Below are 14,383 nucleotides of genomic sequence, written 5' to 3'. Positions count from 1 at the left end.
CCCCAGCATTTCAATAGTTTATTGAAGCTCTGGATGCCCCGCGAGGATTATAACTTTTCGTCTCAACTAGTCCAAACTGGTGCCAAATCCTAAGAAAAACCATAGGTTTTCTGCCATTTTCTGCTACCATGCAATCCCACCGAAACCCGTCCTAACCAGCCCAAAATGAGGGAGGAAATGAGGGAGGAGATTCGGGGTCATTAGTAGAGAATGTATGGCCGGTCTCACTGCTAAGTTTGTTCAGAAGGCAAAAGAAGGTCGTCACTGCGACGGCAAGGGCCTCTACTTGCTCGTTGGAAGAACGGGCTGCCGCTCCTGGATCTTGCGCGTGCAAGTGAGGGGCAAGCGACGCGATATCGGTCTTGGCGGCGTCATCTTCACGGTGTTTGGAAGACCTTCGGAAGTCGGCGACGACGTTCCGCTCGAGGGCCGGACCCATTTGACGCTCGCGGAAGCTCGCGAGCTTTCGATCAGATTGCGGAACGCCGCAAAGGCCGGCAAGGACCCCGCCGCGGAACTCAAGCGCGATCGCAAGCTCGCTCCGACGTTCAAGGAAGCGGTGGACGCAACTCATGCAGCCCAATCTCATGGATGGAACGACAAGGAAGCGAAGGCCTTCCTCTCGTCCCTCAAGAATCACGCCTATGAGCTGCTCGGTAACAAGCGGGTCGATGCAATAACCGCAGACGACATTGCGACCGCCCTCGCGCCAATTTGGAAGGCCAAGCCAGCAATGGCGAAAAAGGTCCGTCGCCGCGTGGGCGTGGTGCTGGATTACGCGTCTGCGAAGGGATGGCGCGCCAACGCGGCACCTCGCGAGCAAGTCCGCGCGCTTACCGGCAAAGCCAAGAAGGGAGGCAATTTCCCGGCCATGCCCTACGATGATGTTCCAGGCTATTGGACGCATCTGCTCGGTGAGCGCGAGACGGTCGGCCGGCTTGCACTTCGGTTCCTCATAGCGACGGGAGCTCGCTCGATCGAAGTGCGCGAAGCCAAATGGCGCCATGTCGACACCGAGCGCGCTGAATGGGGTCGCCCCGCCGAGCTCATGCGAAAGTCCGACCAAGCTCATGTCGTCACGCTCAATGAGCCCGCTTTGGCAATCCTGCGAAAGATTGCGTTGCTCCTGCCGAACCGCGGTCCCGATGATTTTATTTTCGCTAACCGTAAGGGAGGCATGATCAGCGACATGACGATCTCCAAGGTCATGCGCGATGACGACCAGCCATATGTCCCGCACGGCTTCCGCACGAGCCTCCGGACATGGGCTGCGGAAAAGCAGCCCTTCATTCCGGAGCCGGTGGCGGAGGCGGCACTGTCCCACGTCATCCCCGACGCTGTCATCAAAGCCTACAACCGGGCAGCCTTCCTGGACATGCGCCGTAAGCTCCTTGCCCAATGGGGTGCGTATCTGAGTGGGGCAAAATGGAGTGCGATCCTTCCAGGGGATCTTGTGGCGTAGGCCGCCTAGACGGCTTCCCGCGTGCGGTAGCCGAGCGGATCGGTAATCCACTGCTCAACCTCTGACTGATACCAGCCGGTCGCCTGTATACCGATCCGCTGCTGGCGCGGGAACGTACCGCTCGCAATCATGCGGTAAAGTGTCGAACGCGAGAGGCCCGTCCGCGCGAGTACCGTCCTCAGCCGAATGATCTTCTCATCATGCTCCATCGCATTTCCTCCGCCGCAGCTTTCTGAACTCACGGTCATCCCCCATGAAGCTGATCTCGGGACTGGCGAGCCATTTGGCTATCGCAGCGAGCGTCGTGCTCAGCATGCGCTCGCTGCGATGGCGAGCTTCAACCCGGATCGATTCTGCGTCCATCGGGGATCCCGTTTCTCGGAGCAGGGCACAGCGCCCGGCTCGACGGGAATGAGTAAGAGACGCACTAAGCGGCCAAATTCAACAAGCTTTTGGTGTCGTCGTCCAATGGCGTAGAAAGACAGGAAGTGGCGTAGGCGCCGAGCGCGAGCGGGTTCCAATCAACTGTGAATCGCGACGCGTGTTTGTGAAGGTGGCTCCTTGTTCCTACGCCGATCCGCTCTCGGAGCTCTGGTTCGATTGACCTTATGTCACCGAAAGGCCGGTCGCCGCGCGCTAGAGCATCGACCAGATCTGTTGTGCGCAAAGAACCACGAACAGAATCGATGCCAGCGCGAGAAGGAGATTTGAGAGCCAGCCCGACCGCCATTCGCGCGGGACCGCGCGCCCATTGAGCAGCCAGATCAGCGTCAGGGCGAGAAACGGCATGAAGAAGGCGCCGAACGCGCCGTAGGCGATGATGAGCGCGAAGGGCTGGCCGAGCGTGAGCAGGATCATCGGCGGAACGGTCAACCACAGCACATAGAAGCGGAAAGCCGGGCTGGTCTCGAGGTCTGTCCGGTCGCCCGCCGCATGCGTGCCGCGCATATTGCGCACAAAGTCGGCGAACAGCAGCGACACGCCCTGCCAGACGCCGAGGATCGACGAGAAGGTGGTGGCAAGAAAGCCGATCAGGAAAATCGTCGCCACTCGCGGTCCGAACCGGTCGGCGAGTACCGCCTCGAGATCGAGCAGCCCGCGGTCGCCGCCGGCGAGGCTGATCTGCGCGGCATGGAGAAGTTCGGCACCGACGATGAGCATCGCCGCGACGAAGATGCCGGTGACGATATAGGCAACGCGGTTATCGAACCGCATCATCCCCATCCATGCGGGCGAATGCCAACCCTTGGCGTTGACCCAATAGCCGTAGGCGGCGAGCGTGATCGTGCCGCCGACGCCGCCGATCAGACCAAGGGTGTAGATGACCGATCCGTCTGGAAGGCGCGGAACGAGTCCGCCCAGTGCTTCCCCGAAGTTTGGCGCGACGAGGATGGCGAGCCCGACCACCACGACGAACATGATGCCGATGAACAGCTTCATCGCCGCTTCGAAGATCGCATAGCGATTGAGCAGCACAAACGCGGCCCCCAACAGGCCCGAGAGTCCGCCCCAGGCCCAGAAGGGCAGCACGTCGGGAAAGAGCGCCGACAGCGGCAGCGCGGTCGCGCTCATCGCGGTGCCGCCATACACAAAGCCCCAGAGAATGATGTAGATGCCGAAATACCAGCTCGTCCAGCGGCCGAGCGAGCGCCAGCCCTCGAGGATCGTCGACCCGGTTGCGAGATGATAGCGGCCCGTCGCCTCGGCGAGCGCAATCTTGACGATGCACCCGATTACCGCCGCCCAGAGCAATGCATAGCCGAAGCGCGCACCCGCTATGAGCGTCGCGACGAGATCACCCGCGCCTACTCCAGTCGCGGCGACGACGATACCGGGTCCGACGAGCTTCCAACGGGCGAGCCCGGTCGGTGGCGCGTCGCCACCGCCTGGCTCCTGCTGGAGAGCGAAGCCTTGGGGCGGCGCGGTCATGACAAAGCGTCTCCGTGGTCGAGGGAACAAGGGGGCGTGGGATCGGCACGCAGGCGAAATGGCAGAATGGCGGCGGGCTGCACGAACATCAACCGCCGGTCCCGGCAAAGAGGGCGCCTGCGCTCCGGACAAGCATATAGGCCGCGACGGCGAAAATCAGCCCAGCGAAGATGACGGTCAGTCCGCCCCTGCTCGACATCGCCCGCGCTGCGCGGGTCCCGGCTATGCCCCCGACCAGGCCGCCTGCGATGAAGATCGCGGCGAGCTTCCAGTCGATCAGCCCCGATGCGGCGTAGCTCAGCGCGGTGGTCAGCCCGAAGGCGGTGACCGCTACGAGGCTCGTGCCGACCGCGTTGAGGATGGGCATTTTCGTGGACGCGATTAACCCGGGCACGATCAGGAAACCGCCGCCGATGCCGAAAAAGCCCGAGAATCCACCGGTTCCGAGCCCATAGCCAAGCACCTTGGGCGCATTTTGGCGATTGCAGGCTGCGCCCTCGATCCCCGGATCGCCTCGCCTGCGCAGCATCAGCGTGCCCACGGCGAGCATCAGCAACGCGAAGAGGAAGAGCAGTTTCTGCCCGTCGATCGCCTTGCCGATGGTCGATCCGCCAAGCGCGCCGACGACGCCGCTCGCCGCGTAGAGGAAACCGCAGCGCCATTGGACCGTGCCCGCGCGGGCGTGCTGCGCGAGCCCCGAAGCGGCATTGGCGGCGACCGCGAGCGCGCTCGTCCCGATCGCGACGTGCGGGCTCGCGACCCCGACGAGATAGACCATAAGCGGAACCGCGAGGATCGACCCGCCGCCTCCGACAAGACCGAGGGTAAAGCCGACGATCCCGCCCGACAACGCGCCGAGCAGATATTGGAGCGTATCGAGCGTCACCCCCCTTCGCCGGGCCGTTCGGGCGCCGCGAGCCATTCGCGTCCCTTGAGCATGCCATGCCAGTAGAGCGGCGGAAGAATCTTCTCCTTGAGCAGCCACGACAAGCGCGAAGGCCGCGTCCCGTCGATCAGCCATTTGGGAAAGGTCGGCAGCAGTTTGCCGCCATAACCGAATTCGGCGAGCACGATCTTGCCCGCCTCGACGGTGAGCGGGCAGCTACCATAGCCGTCATAAACGGCGACCGGGGGCGCGCCGTCGAGCGCCGCGAGCACGTTGAGCGCGACGACCGGCGCCTGCTTGCGCGCTGCCGCCGCGGTCTTGGCATTGGTCGTCGCGGCGACGTCGCCGAGCGCGAAGATATTGGCATGATCGGGGTGGCGCAGCGTCGCCTCGTCGACCGCGACGAAACCCGAAGGCGCGGCGAGCGGGCTAGTCGCGATGAAAGCCGGTGCGACTTGCGGTGGCACGACATGGATCATGTCGAAACGCTTTTCGACACGGCGCACCGTATCGCCGCGGCGCTGCTCGAACATCGCGACCTTCGCCGCGCCATCGATCGACACGAGGCGCGATTCGAGCTGCAGATCGATGCCGTAACGCGCGATATAGGCATCGAGCGCCGGGACATAGGCGGCGACCCCGAACAGCGATGGCGTCGCGGTATGAAATTGCACATTCATGTGTCCGAGCAGCCCGGCGCGCTCCCAGCGGTGACACGAGAGATACATCGCCTTTTGCGGAGCGCCCGCGCATTTGATCGGCATCGGCGGCTGGGTGAAGAGCGCCCGGCCGCCGCGTAACCGGCGCACCAGCCGATCGGTGTAGGGCGCCAGATCATAGCGATAATTGGAGGTCACGCCGTCCGAACCGAGCGCCCCGGCAAGACCCGGAATTGCGTCCCAGTCGAGTTTCAGCCCCGGACAGACGACGAGCGCGCGGTAGCCGATCACCCGCCCGTCGGCGAGCGTGACACGGTTGTTCACGGGGTTGAAGGTTGCGGCCGTGCTGCAGATCCATTCGGCGCCTTCGGGGATCAGCCCCGCCTCGCCTCGCCGCGTCGCCTCGGCCGCGAATATGCCGCCGCCGACCATCGTGAATCCCGGCTGGTAATAATGGTCTTCGCTCGGCTCGACGATCGCGACCGACACGCCCTTGCGGCGGCGCAGGATACTCGCGGCGGTCGCAAGCCCCGCGCTGCCGCCGCCGATCACGACGACATCGTAGCGCGCGACGCCGCCATCGGCGCCCCATGCCGTCGCCATGCCGGCGAGTTGCTCGGACCGTGCGCCCGACCGGCAATAGGCGAGCACCGGCGCCGGGAGGTCGGCAAGCGCCCGCGCCATCGCGGCGGCATCGCTCTCGTCGATCGTTCCCGGCACGACGGGGATGTGGACGAAGCGAAGGCCGTGCGCCTCGGCCGCGGCAGCGACGGCGGCGGCGGGGGGCTGGCCTGCTTCCTCGCCATCGGGGCGATTGCAGACGATCGCGCGGATCCCCGACGCGGCGAGCCCGGCGACATCGGCGGGGTCGATCTGCGGCGACACGCTAAGCGTCGGGGTCAGGGTCCTGATGGTCATAATCTCTCCGTTCGCCGGGGGTCAGTGGGGCCGCCGGCGCTTACAGCCGGTCGACAGGTATCTTGAGATAGGCGACGCCATTGCCCTCGGCGGGGGGCAGGCGTCCGGCCCGCATGTTTACCTGCACAGCGGGCAGCAGCAGCGCGGGCATCGACAGCCCGGCGTCGCGTGCGCGGCGCCGCGCGACGAACTCCGCCTCCGTAACGCCGTCGCGCGCGTGGACATTTTCTGCACGCTGGTCGGAAACCGTGGTTTGCCAGCAATGTGCCTGCCGATCGGCGGTCAGATAATCGTGACACAGAAAGAGCGGCGTATCGCCGGGGAGCTCGAGGATGCGGCGCAGTGAACGGAAGAGCTGCGCCGCATCGCCTCCTGGGAAGTCGGCGCGCGCCGAGCCGTAGTCGGGCATGAACATCGTATCGCCGACGAAGACAACGTCGCCGATCGCATAGGCGACGCAAGCCGGCGTATGGCCCGGGACGTGAAGCACCGCGACCGGGAGGCTCCCGATTGCGAAGCGTTCGCCATCCGCCCAGAGCCTGCCGAAGTCCGAACCGTCGCGGCGGAATTCGGGGCCGGCGTTGAAAATGTCGCCGAACACCGCCTGAACGTCGCGGATATGCTCGCCGATCGCGATCGTGCCGCCGAGGATCTTCGCAAGCCAGGGCGCCGCCGACAGATGGTCGGCATGCGCATGAGTCTCGAGCAACCAGTCGATCGCAATGCCGACTTCGCGCACATGCGCGACGATCGCTTCGGCCGACGCGGTCGATGTCCGCCCCGAGGCCGCATCATAGTCGAGGACGCTGTCGATGACCGCGCCGCGCATCGTCGCCGGGTCGTGTACGACATAGGAAATGGTCGAGGTCACGGGATCAAAGAAGGCCCGCACCGCGGCCGCGCCCTTCGCTGCACCAAGAAGCTGCTCGCGCGCCGCTGCCAGCGCCGGGTCTGCGCCCGGATCGCTCATGATGGTTGTGGCCCGAGGTGCGGACGCGCCGGGTCGCAGCGCCGGAAATGCGCAATGAAGTCGGCGACCGCGCCGACGATCCAGTCGGTGAAGCGCGCGCCGGCCTCGGCCGAAGCGAGCGTCGGATCACCCGCGCCGACACCATTTGCCGCCACTTCGGTGACATCGAGCGGCAGCGCGACCTCGAAGCCGTCGAAGGTCACGCCAGCGAACTGGCTCGTCGACGGCAGGCCGAAGACGTTCGAGCGCATCGCCGGTCGCGCCGCGTCCATGCGCATGAGTTCGGGGGTCAGATGCAGCCCGACCGAGGTCACGGGATCGGCGCCATGCCCGCGCGCCCGCGCGCTTCCCGTGCCATGCACCTCGTCCCAGAGACTGTCCGGGATCATCCGCCAGAGGTTGAGCGAGGCGATCATGATGCCGCGCTCGCGCCGCACCTTCTGCGCGACCTGCGCGATCAGCGGCGCGTTGGTAGAGTGCCCGTTGCAAATGATGATATGGCTGAGACCATGATCGAGGAAAGCGGTGACCATATCCTCGAGCAGCATGGTGAAGGTTGCCGCGCGAAGCTGGACGCCGCCCGCCGCGCCGCGGAAGAAATCGGCATGACCGAAAGGCAGCACCGGCGCGCAGATCGCGTCCGCGCGTTTGGCAGCCGCCAGCGCGAGCCGCTCGGCAAGCACATAATCGCCCATCGGCGCATGCGGCCCCTGCTGTTCCTGGCTCCCGAGCGGAAGCAGGATCGGCGGGTTGCCGGCGACCCGCGCGCGAAACTCGGGCCAGCTCAAATCCTGGAGTGCGTGCGCGCGCTTCGCGGGCGCCTCAACAGCCCGCGCGGACGCTGCAGCAATTTCGCTGCGTCCCCCTGCGCGCGCCTTTGTTTTCGCCTCAGCGTGCGCCATGGCCCGCGCCCAGATAGATAGCGTTGAACAACAGCTTGAACGCACCGTGAGTTTGCGCGCGGAGCGCCACCTCGGGCCCGATCAGGACGATCCGGCCCTTGCCGCGATCGACCTCGACGATCGCGGCTGCGCCATCGAGCCGGTCGAGACCGTGCGCCCAGCCGCTCTTGAGTTTCGGCACACCGGCAAAACGCACCGGGACCTGGACGCCGGTCGCACCCGGCTTGAGCTTCCACACCGGGCTGTCGTCGAAGAAAAGATCGACCTTGTCGGGCATGCCGTAAGCGAAGGGCGAAGCGCGTTCGACCGACGCTTCGACGAGCGCCCCCGGCACATAGAATTTACTGCGCGGTGGGCGCGCGGTCTTGCCGTCGACCGTTTCGGCGACCGCATCCTCGACCGGCAGGTCCATCGCCTGCGCGAGCGCCTGCGCCGACCCGCCCATCGCGATCAGCGAGCCGCCGTCTTCGACGAAGGCCTTCAGCGCCGGGATGGTCTTGCCGGGGGTTACCGTGCCCAGCCAGGCGCGATATTCGGCGGGGATTTCCTCGGGCTTCGGCTGCTTGTCGTCGCCGCGCCCGCGGAACATGCCATCGCCGCTCGCGCGCGCCGCCTGCAGCTGGAAAGCCGCGTGCGGCATGATGATGACGTCGAAATTCTTGCGAAGCTTTCCGGCGTCGAGCTGCTGCGGATAGACGATCGTGAAGGGAAATTCATGCTGGTCGAAAATCCAGCGCATCCATCCCGTGGGCATCAGCCCCCCATAAATATCGACGAGCGCGACGCGTGGCTTGCGCATCGCAGTCCGGGCACCCGCCGGGACCGCCACGGCGCGTTCGACATCGAGCCCGAGCTCGGCGGCGCCCGCCTCGACGATGCGTTTTGCTGCCGGGCTCGCCGGAACCCAAAGCGCGCCGGGTTCAGCCGGGCCGCCGGCAACGCCTAGCGGCGCGGTCAGCCAGGAGACCGGCTGCCCGGCTTTCAGGAGGCGGTTCGACAAGATGAAGCTGTTGTTGGCGCCGTGGCCGACGAGATAACCGGCCTTGCCCTCGCCGACGATGCGGCCCGGGCGGTTTGGAAGAATGGCGCCGACGCGCGTCGACGGCACCTCGAGCGCATCAAGCACGCGCTCGAAGCCAACGCCCATCTGGAAGGCGGGCGTGTAGCCTGTCGCATCGGCGGGCGGGATCGGCGGTCCGCCGGGATATTCGAAATTCTCAGGATAATCCTGCGGCTCGAACATATCGAGGATATGCGGGCGATACGCCTGTGCGGTGCGTACGAAATATGTGCCGGCCGGATAATCTTTTCCGTTCGCCGTGAACGGCGCGCTCGACCGGTCGACATCGACGCCGAGCTTGATGAGCGCGTTCAGGAAACGGATCGCGGTCGGATAGTCGCGCTGCGCAGGATCGATCACATAGGCGCGCGCGTCGCGATTGGCCGGATTGGTCATGACCTCGCGGTAGAAGCGCGGGTCGATCGAGCTGCTGCCGCGCGTGCGCGTCGCGACGGGCTTCGCACCGGTCGCCGCCGACGCGGCGTGCATTTCGGCGATGCGCGTGGGGGTCATCGTCCAGCTGTCCTTGCTGCCACTTGCGATGCTGTTCGCGCCCATGCGGTAGATGTTGAAGAGCAGCTTTTCGCGGTTGGCGGCGGCGTAGCTCAGCACCGCACGGTTGATCGTCATGCTATATTCGAGCGACTGGCCGATATGCCATTTCTGCGGCGCGATCGGCGCGGGCTGGTTGTTGCCCGGGAGCTGACGCTCGGGGACGAGCTCGATATCGATCGGCACCGGCTTGCCGATCGTCTCGGTGAGGATGCCAACCGCATTGTGGAAATAGGAGATCGAGCGAAGATTGCCATTGTACCAGGTGTCGTAATGAGCCCCGTCGCGCGAGGTGCCGCCGCGCTTGCCTTCGGCGAGGAGACGCGACTGCATCGCCGCGCCAACTTCTTCGAGGCTCGTTATCACGAGCGGATCGAAGTTGAAGTTGAACGGGTCGCGGAAGGGCGGGATGAAGACGACGGTGCCCGCGGGACCGGTCTGGTGCTGGTTGAGGACGACCTGCGGGCGCCAGTCGCGAAACAGTACGCGGGTAATATTCTGCGTCTCGGGCATCTCGGCCATGTAGAAGTCGCGGTTGTTATCGTGGCCGACATAGGGGTGGTAGAGCTTGGGCAGGCTCTCAAAGCCCGCCTCGCGCTTCGCGGGATCCTTGATCCGCATATACCAGTTGGCGACCAGTTCCTGACCGTCGGGGTTGTTGGCGACGAACAGTATGATGACATTGTCGCGAATGCGCTTCGCTTCGGCGTCGTCGCTGTTCACCAGATCATAGACCTGCTGGATGATCGCCGAGTGGGTGAGCGTCTCGCTGGCGTGGATGCCGCCGTCGACCCAGATTACCGCCTTGCCTTCGGCGGCGAGCGTTTGCGCCTGCTCATCGGTCAGCCCCTCGGCGCGGCCGAGCCGCTCCGAAATATCCTTATATTTGCCCAGCATCGCGAGATTTTCGGGCGACGAGACGATCGCCATGAGCTGGCGCCTTTTCTCGACCGTCGGTCCGATGTCGACGAGCTTGATCCGGTCGCTGAGTTCGGCGAGCCGTTTCCAGTAGGTCGCGGTCTCGCTGTAGCTTGCGACATAGCGGTCCTCACCCATGTCGTGCCCGAGCACCTCCTTCGGCGTCGGGACGGGGCCGGCGATCGCGGCGCTCGTCGTCATCAGCCACGCGAAGGCGGCGGCGGCAGCCAGTCGTTTCATAAGTCGGGACCCTCTTGGTTGGTAGTTGGCGGCTAGCGATCGAGCGCGGTGGCCTGATCGGGCGCTTTCAGTCGAAGCAGGAAGATGAGCGTCAGCGCGGCGGCCGACATGACGTAGAAGGCGGGCGCCGCGAGCGCGCCCGTCTGCTGGATGAGCAAGGTCGCGATGAAGGGCGCGAAGCCGCCGAAGAGCATCACCGCGCCATTGTAGCCGACCGACAGCGCCGAATAGCGCACTCGCGTCGGCAGGAGTTCGCACAGGAAAGTCGGCGCGCAGCCGCTGTAGAGGCCGCTCAATATGCCCGCAGCGATCGCCGTCGCGTAGATGGTCCAGGGCGCCTGGTAGGTCGCCATCGCGTGGAAGAGCGGAAAGACGAAGAGGAGGAAGCCCGCCGCGCTCGCGACGAGAAAGGGCTTGCGGCCGAAGCGGTCCGAGAGATGCCCGGCGAGCGGGATCACGGCGAGATTGACGAGCGTGCCGGCGGTTATCGCGAGAAGGACCGTGCCGCGCTCGATGTGGAGAAGCTCGGTCGCATAGCTTATAAGAAAGGCACCAAAAGTGTACCCCGCGACGCACCAGATGATCGCGACGCCGAAGACATTGGCGACCGCGCCACGGTGATGCGCGATCACCTCGCGGATCGGGCTTGCCGAACGGTCCTCGCTCGCCGCGCGGTAGCGCGGCGTCTCGCGGACGCTTCGGCGCAGGTAGAAGCCGACCGGCGCGACGAGGAAGCCAAGCAGGAAGGGAATGCGCCAGCCCCAATCAATCATCTGCTGTTCGGTGAGGAGCGCATTGAGCAGGAGCGAAGTGCCGAGCGCCGAGAGGATCGCGACGCTTGTGCTGAGCTGCTGGAGGGCGCCGTAGAAGCCGCGCCGGTGCGCCGGCGCATATTCGACGAGGAAGGTTGTCGCGCCGCCCCATTCGCCGCCGGCGGCAAAGCCTTGCAGGAGCCGGCAGACGACGAGCAGGATCGGCGCCGCGATCCCGATGGTCGCATAGGACGGGATGAGGCCGGTGGCACCGGTCGCGCCCGCCATCAGCAACATGGTGAAGACGAGCGCGCTCTTGCGACCGTGGAGGTCGCCGAAATGGCCGAGCACCACGCCGCCGACGGGCCGCATGATGAAGCCGACGCCATAGGTCGCAAAGCTCGACAGGATGATCGTCACCGGGTCGGCCTCGGGGAACATCGCATGCCCGATCTGCGCCGCGAAATAGCCGTAGATGATGAAATCGAAGAGCTCGAACCAGTTACCGATCATCGCCGAGCCGAGCGCGCGCGCGGTTTCGCGGCGCGTCGGTTCGATGCGTCCGGCGGCAGCTTCGGTCACGTCCATCGCGCGCCTTCCCCTAAACTGCCGGAAACGACGCGGGGCGCGTCACTTCACGTCCGCCGGGGGCGAGGGCTTGACGAGCGGGGTCGAGACATGACGCGGGGTGACGAGTTCGCCGTCCCTGATCAGCCACTGGCCATCCTTGATGACCTGCTCGACTTTCGCGAGATCGTCGAGATTCTCGTCGGGACGGCCATCGACGATGATGATGTCGGCAAGCTTGCCCGGCTCGATGCTGCCCAGTTCGTCGCCCATGTCGAGAAGGCGGGCGTTGACGATCGTTCCCGCTTTCAACGCGTCGGTCACCGAATAGCCACCGCGCACGAACCATTTGAGCTCGGCGATATAGCTGTTCGGAACCATCAGGCTCGCATCGCCGATCGTATCGGTGCCGACGCCCATGACGATGCCCGCCGCCTTCATCTTCTTGAACTCGTCGAAATTGCCCTGGCTGGTCATGGTGAAGCGGCGCGAAGTTGAACCATAGAAGCCGCCGGCGCGATCGAGCAGATTCTGGTAGACCTGCAGCGTCGGCACCGCGGCGATCTTCTTTTTCGCCATCTTGGCGATCGCGGCGTCCGAGCGCGGCAACGGATGCTCGATCATGTCGATGCCCGCGTCGACAGCCATCTCGGTATAGATGGTCTCGCAGTCGCAGGTGACCTTGAGCCCGAGCAGATGCGCTTCCTCGATTCCAGCGCGCACTTCGTCGGGTGCGAAATGGCTCGCGATCTTGATAACGCTCGCGCCTTCCTTGAACGCCTTGCGCACCATGCCGCGCCAGGCGTCGGGACCATCGACCTCCTTCGCATAATCAGGGCCATGGCTTGGAGTTACAGGCCGCTCGGTCGCGTGGCCGCCGGTCCCCGTGATGATCCAGCCCGCCGCGAACACACGCGGTGCCGGGATCATGTCGGCCGCGCTCCACTGGCTGAGCAGGAACGGCGCATTGCTGACGCCATTGAGGTCGCGCACCGAAGTGAAGCCGGATTCCAGGAAATACCGGAGATTACGCTGCCCGCGCAGCGTCCCTGCCCCTTCGCTGCCCTGCTCGTCGAACGGCGAGGCGCGGTCGGGATAGGTGACATGGGTGTGCATGTCGATGAGGCCCGGCAGAACGGTTTTGCCCGCGGCATCGATGATCTTCGCGTCGGCGCCCCAGCCGGTCGCATCGGGCGAGAGCACCGCCTTGATGCGATTGCCCTGGATGACGACCGTCGCGGGGCGCACGCTGCCGCTCACCGCGTCGAACAGCCGCCCGCCGCGAATGACGAGCTCGGGGCCGGTCTCGGCGACGGGCTTCATCGGGATCCGGACGGGATCTTCGCTCGTCCGCGCATCGGGTCCGAGGAAAGGGCGGCGGTCATTGAGCTTGGGGACGGGCTCGCCGGCGGGCGCCTGCGCGGCGGAGGCCGCCGACAGGGCAAGAAGAGCCGCTGCGGCCGTGGCCCCGAGACAGGTCCTCGCAAGGGACGACTGGAAGGACAGTTTCGCTTTCATGGCGGACAGCGGCTCCTTTGAAGTGAGGGCGGGCGCTTGATTCGGCCTGAAAGGCCCGCCCTCGTTGGTTAAGACGCAGCCTCGCGGGTTGACCCCACCAGACATTTACAGGTTCATGCTTCTTCCTCGCCCGATCCCGGGCTCGCCGCGGCGGCGCGCGCATGGGCGACGACGTCGCGGTGGGTGGCGAACCAGGCCCCGCGCGCGGCTGCGTGGCCAAGAAGTTCGTCGAGGATCCAGATACGCGAGCGCGCGGCGATGATGTGCGGATGGAGGGTGAGCTGGAACAGGCCGCCCGCCTCGCACGCAGCATCGAGCTCGCGGCGGAAAATGTCGAACACGTCGCCGGGTGCAAGATGCGGACGCGCCGATCCGAAGCGATCCATCAGGAAATAGGGCGCATCGTCGCGGATCCATTCGACCGGAAGCTCGGCGACCCCGCATTCCTCGCCGTCGAGCAACAGTTCGTAGCAATCCTCGTCGGCCATGAGGGAACTGTCATAGGCAAGCCCCATGTCGCGGATCGTCCGGAGCGTGCCCGGCCCGAAATCCCATGATGGTGTGCGGATGCCGACCGCTCGCTCTCCGCAGACCGCCTCGATTGTATCGGCCGAGCGCAGCATCAGGTCGCGTTCGGCGGCCTCGGGGAGCACCGAATTGCGCTCGTGGATCCAGCCGTGGAGACCGATCTCATGGCCCTCGGCGACGACGCGGCGCTGTTCCTCGGGATGCAGCAGCGCGGCGACCGCGGGCACGTAGAAGCTCGCCGGCACGCCGCGGCGCGCCAAAAGCTCCAATATCCGCGGCACGCCGACACGCGCGCCATATTCGCCCCAGCTCAGCCGCGAGATCGAGTTGCCGCCATCGCGCAGCTCGTTGGTCTCATGATCGCTATCGAACGAGATGGCGACCGCGAAGCCCCTGCCGTCCGGCCAGGCCGCCGGGGCAAGCCGGCGCCCTGCGCGCACGCGGTTCACGCGGGCGCGCCATTCGGCTTCCTCCCATTGCCAGGGCTCGCGCGCCGTCCCGTCGGTCATGACGATCGCTCCT

Annotated in this window: 11 protein-coding genes; 1 reads left to right on the top strand and 10 read right to left on the bottom strand. The window is 65.5% G+C overall.

Annotation, left to right across the window (positions count from 1 at the left end; all coding sequences use genetic code 11):
• The first annotated feature begins 214 nt into the window (after positions 1–214).
• A complete protein-coding gene (locus EEB18_RS12530; RefSeq protein WP_187139500.1) occupies positions 215–1,462 on the top strand; it encodes a tyrosine-type recombinase/integrase in 1,248 nt (415 codons plus the stop codon).
• 5 nt (positions 1,463–1,467) lie between these two features.
• Here EEB18_RS12530 and EEB18_RS12525 read toward each other — a convergent pair whose 3' ends face one another.
• The 10 genes from EEB18_RS12525 to EEB18_RS12480 form a co-directional block, all read right to left on the bottom strand.
• Positions 1,468–1,671, bottom strand: coding sequence for a helix-turn-helix transcriptional regulator (locus tag EEB18_RS12525; protein WP_187139674.1), 204 nt, complete (start codon positions 1,669–1,671; stop codon positions 1,468–1,470).
• 427 nt (positions 1,672–2,098) lie between these two features.
• Complete coding sequence (locus EEB18_RS12520; RefSeq protein ID WP_187139501.1) at positions 2,099–3,391, bottom strand: Nramp family divalent metal transporter; 1,293 nt, start codon at positions 3,389–3,391, stop codon at positions 2,099–2,101.
• Between the two features lie 88 nt (positions 3,392–3,479).
• Complete coding sequence (locus EEB18_RS12515; protein ID WP_187139502.1) at positions 3,480–4,277, bottom strand: sulfite exporter TauE/SafE family protein; 798 nt, start codon at positions 4,275–4,277, stop codon at positions 3,480–3,482.
• A complete protein-coding gene (locus tag EEB18_RS12510) occupies positions 4,274–5,854 on the bottom strand; it encodes a bifunctional protein tyrosine phosphatase family protein/NAD(P)/FAD-dependent oxidoreductase (RefSeq protein ID WP_187139503.1) in 1,581 nt (526 codons plus the stop codon). The genes EEB18_RS12515 and EEB18_RS12510 overlap by 4 nt, the downstream gene beginning before the upstream one ends.
• Before the next feature lie 40 nt (positions 5,855–5,894).
• Positions 5,895–6,824, bottom strand: a complete 930-nt coding sequence (locus tag EEB18_RS12505; RefSeq protein WP_187139504.1) for an MBL fold metallo-hydrolase — start codon at positions 6,822–6,824, stop codon at positions 5,895–5,897.
• Positions 6,821–7,612, bottom strand: a complete 792-nt coding sequence (locus EEB18_RS12500; RefSeq protein ID WP_262407921.1) for a creatininase family protein — start codon at positions 7,610–7,612, stop codon at positions 6,821–6,823. The genes EEB18_RS12505 and EEB18_RS12500 overlap by 4 nt, the downstream gene beginning before the upstream one ends.
• 100 nt (positions 7,613–7,712) lie before the next feature.
• On the bottom strand, positions 7,713–10,496 hold the full coding sequence (locus EEB18_RS12495) for a M14 metallopeptidase family protein (RefSeq protein WP_187139506.1): 2,784 nt from the start codon (positions 10,494–10,496) through the stop codon (positions 7,713–7,715).
• Positions 10,497–10,528: 32 nt separating this feature from the next.
• Complete coding sequence (locus EEB18_RS12490; RefSeq protein WP_187139507.1) at positions 10,529–11,836, bottom strand: MFS transporter; 1,308 nt, start codon at positions 11,834–11,836, stop codon at positions 10,529–10,531.
• A gap of 42 nt (positions 11,837–11,878) precedes the next feature.
• Entirely contained in the window at positions 11,879–13,333 is a 1,455-nt protein-coding gene (locus tag EEB18_RS12485) for an amidohydrolase family protein (protein ID WP_187139508.1), read from the bottom strand.
• Between the two features lie 113 nt (positions 13,334–13,446).
• Complete coding sequence (locus EEB18_RS12480) at positions 13,447–14,370, bottom strand: polysaccharide deacetylase family protein (RefSeq protein WP_187139509.1); 924 nt, start codon at positions 14,368–14,370, stop codon at positions 13,447–13,449.
• Positions 14,371–14,383 lie beyond the last annotated feature (13 nt).

The sequence above is a fragment of the Sphingopyxis sp. OPL5 genome (assembly GCF_003797775.2).
GTDB lineage: Bacteria > Pseudomonadota > Alphaproteobacteria > Sphingomonadales > Sphingomonadaceae > Sphingopyxis.
Note: the sequence above shows the minus strand (reverse complement) of the source record. Positions and strands in the feature narration are given on the sequence as shown.

Bases quoted from the DNA above. Each gene is read 5' to 3' on its own strand.
- EEB18_RS12530 (WP_187139500.1), top strand. From the start codon at position 215: ATGGCCGGTCTCACTGCTAAGTTTGTTCAGAAGGCAAAAGAAGGTCGT.
- EEB18_RS12525 (WP_187139674.1), bottom strand. From the start codon at position 1,671: ATGGAGCATGATGAGAAGATCATTCGGCTGAGGACGGTACTCGCGCGG.
- EEB18_RS12520 (WP_187139501.1), bottom strand. From the start codon at position 3,391: ATGACCGCGCCGCCCCAAGGCTTCGCTCTCCAGCAGGAGCCAGGCGGT.
- EEB18_RS12510 (WP_187139503.1), bottom strand. From the start codon at position 5,854: ATGACCATCAGGACCCTGACCCCGACGCTTAGCGTGTCGCCGCAGATC.
- EEB18_RS12505 (WP_187139504.1), bottom strand. From the start codon at position 6,824: ATGAGCGATCCGGGCGCAGACCCGGCGCTGGCAGCGGCGCGCGAGCAG.
- EEB18_RS12495 (WP_187139506.1), bottom strand. From the start codon at position 10,496: ATGAAACGACTGGCTGCCGCCGCCGCCTTCGCGTGGCTGATGACGACG.
- EEB18_RS12490 (WP_187139507.1), bottom strand. From the start codon at position 11,836: ATGGACGTGACCGAAGCTGCCGCCGGACGCATCGAACCGACGCGCCGC.
- EEB18_RS12485 (WP_187139508.1), bottom strand. From the start codon at position 13,333: ATGAAAGCGAAACTGTCCTTCCAGTCGTCCCTTGCGAGGACCTGTCTC.
- EEB18_RS12480 (WP_187139509.1), bottom strand. From the start codon at position 14,370: ATGACCGACGGGACGGCGCGCGAGCCCTGGCAATGGGAGGAAGCCGAA.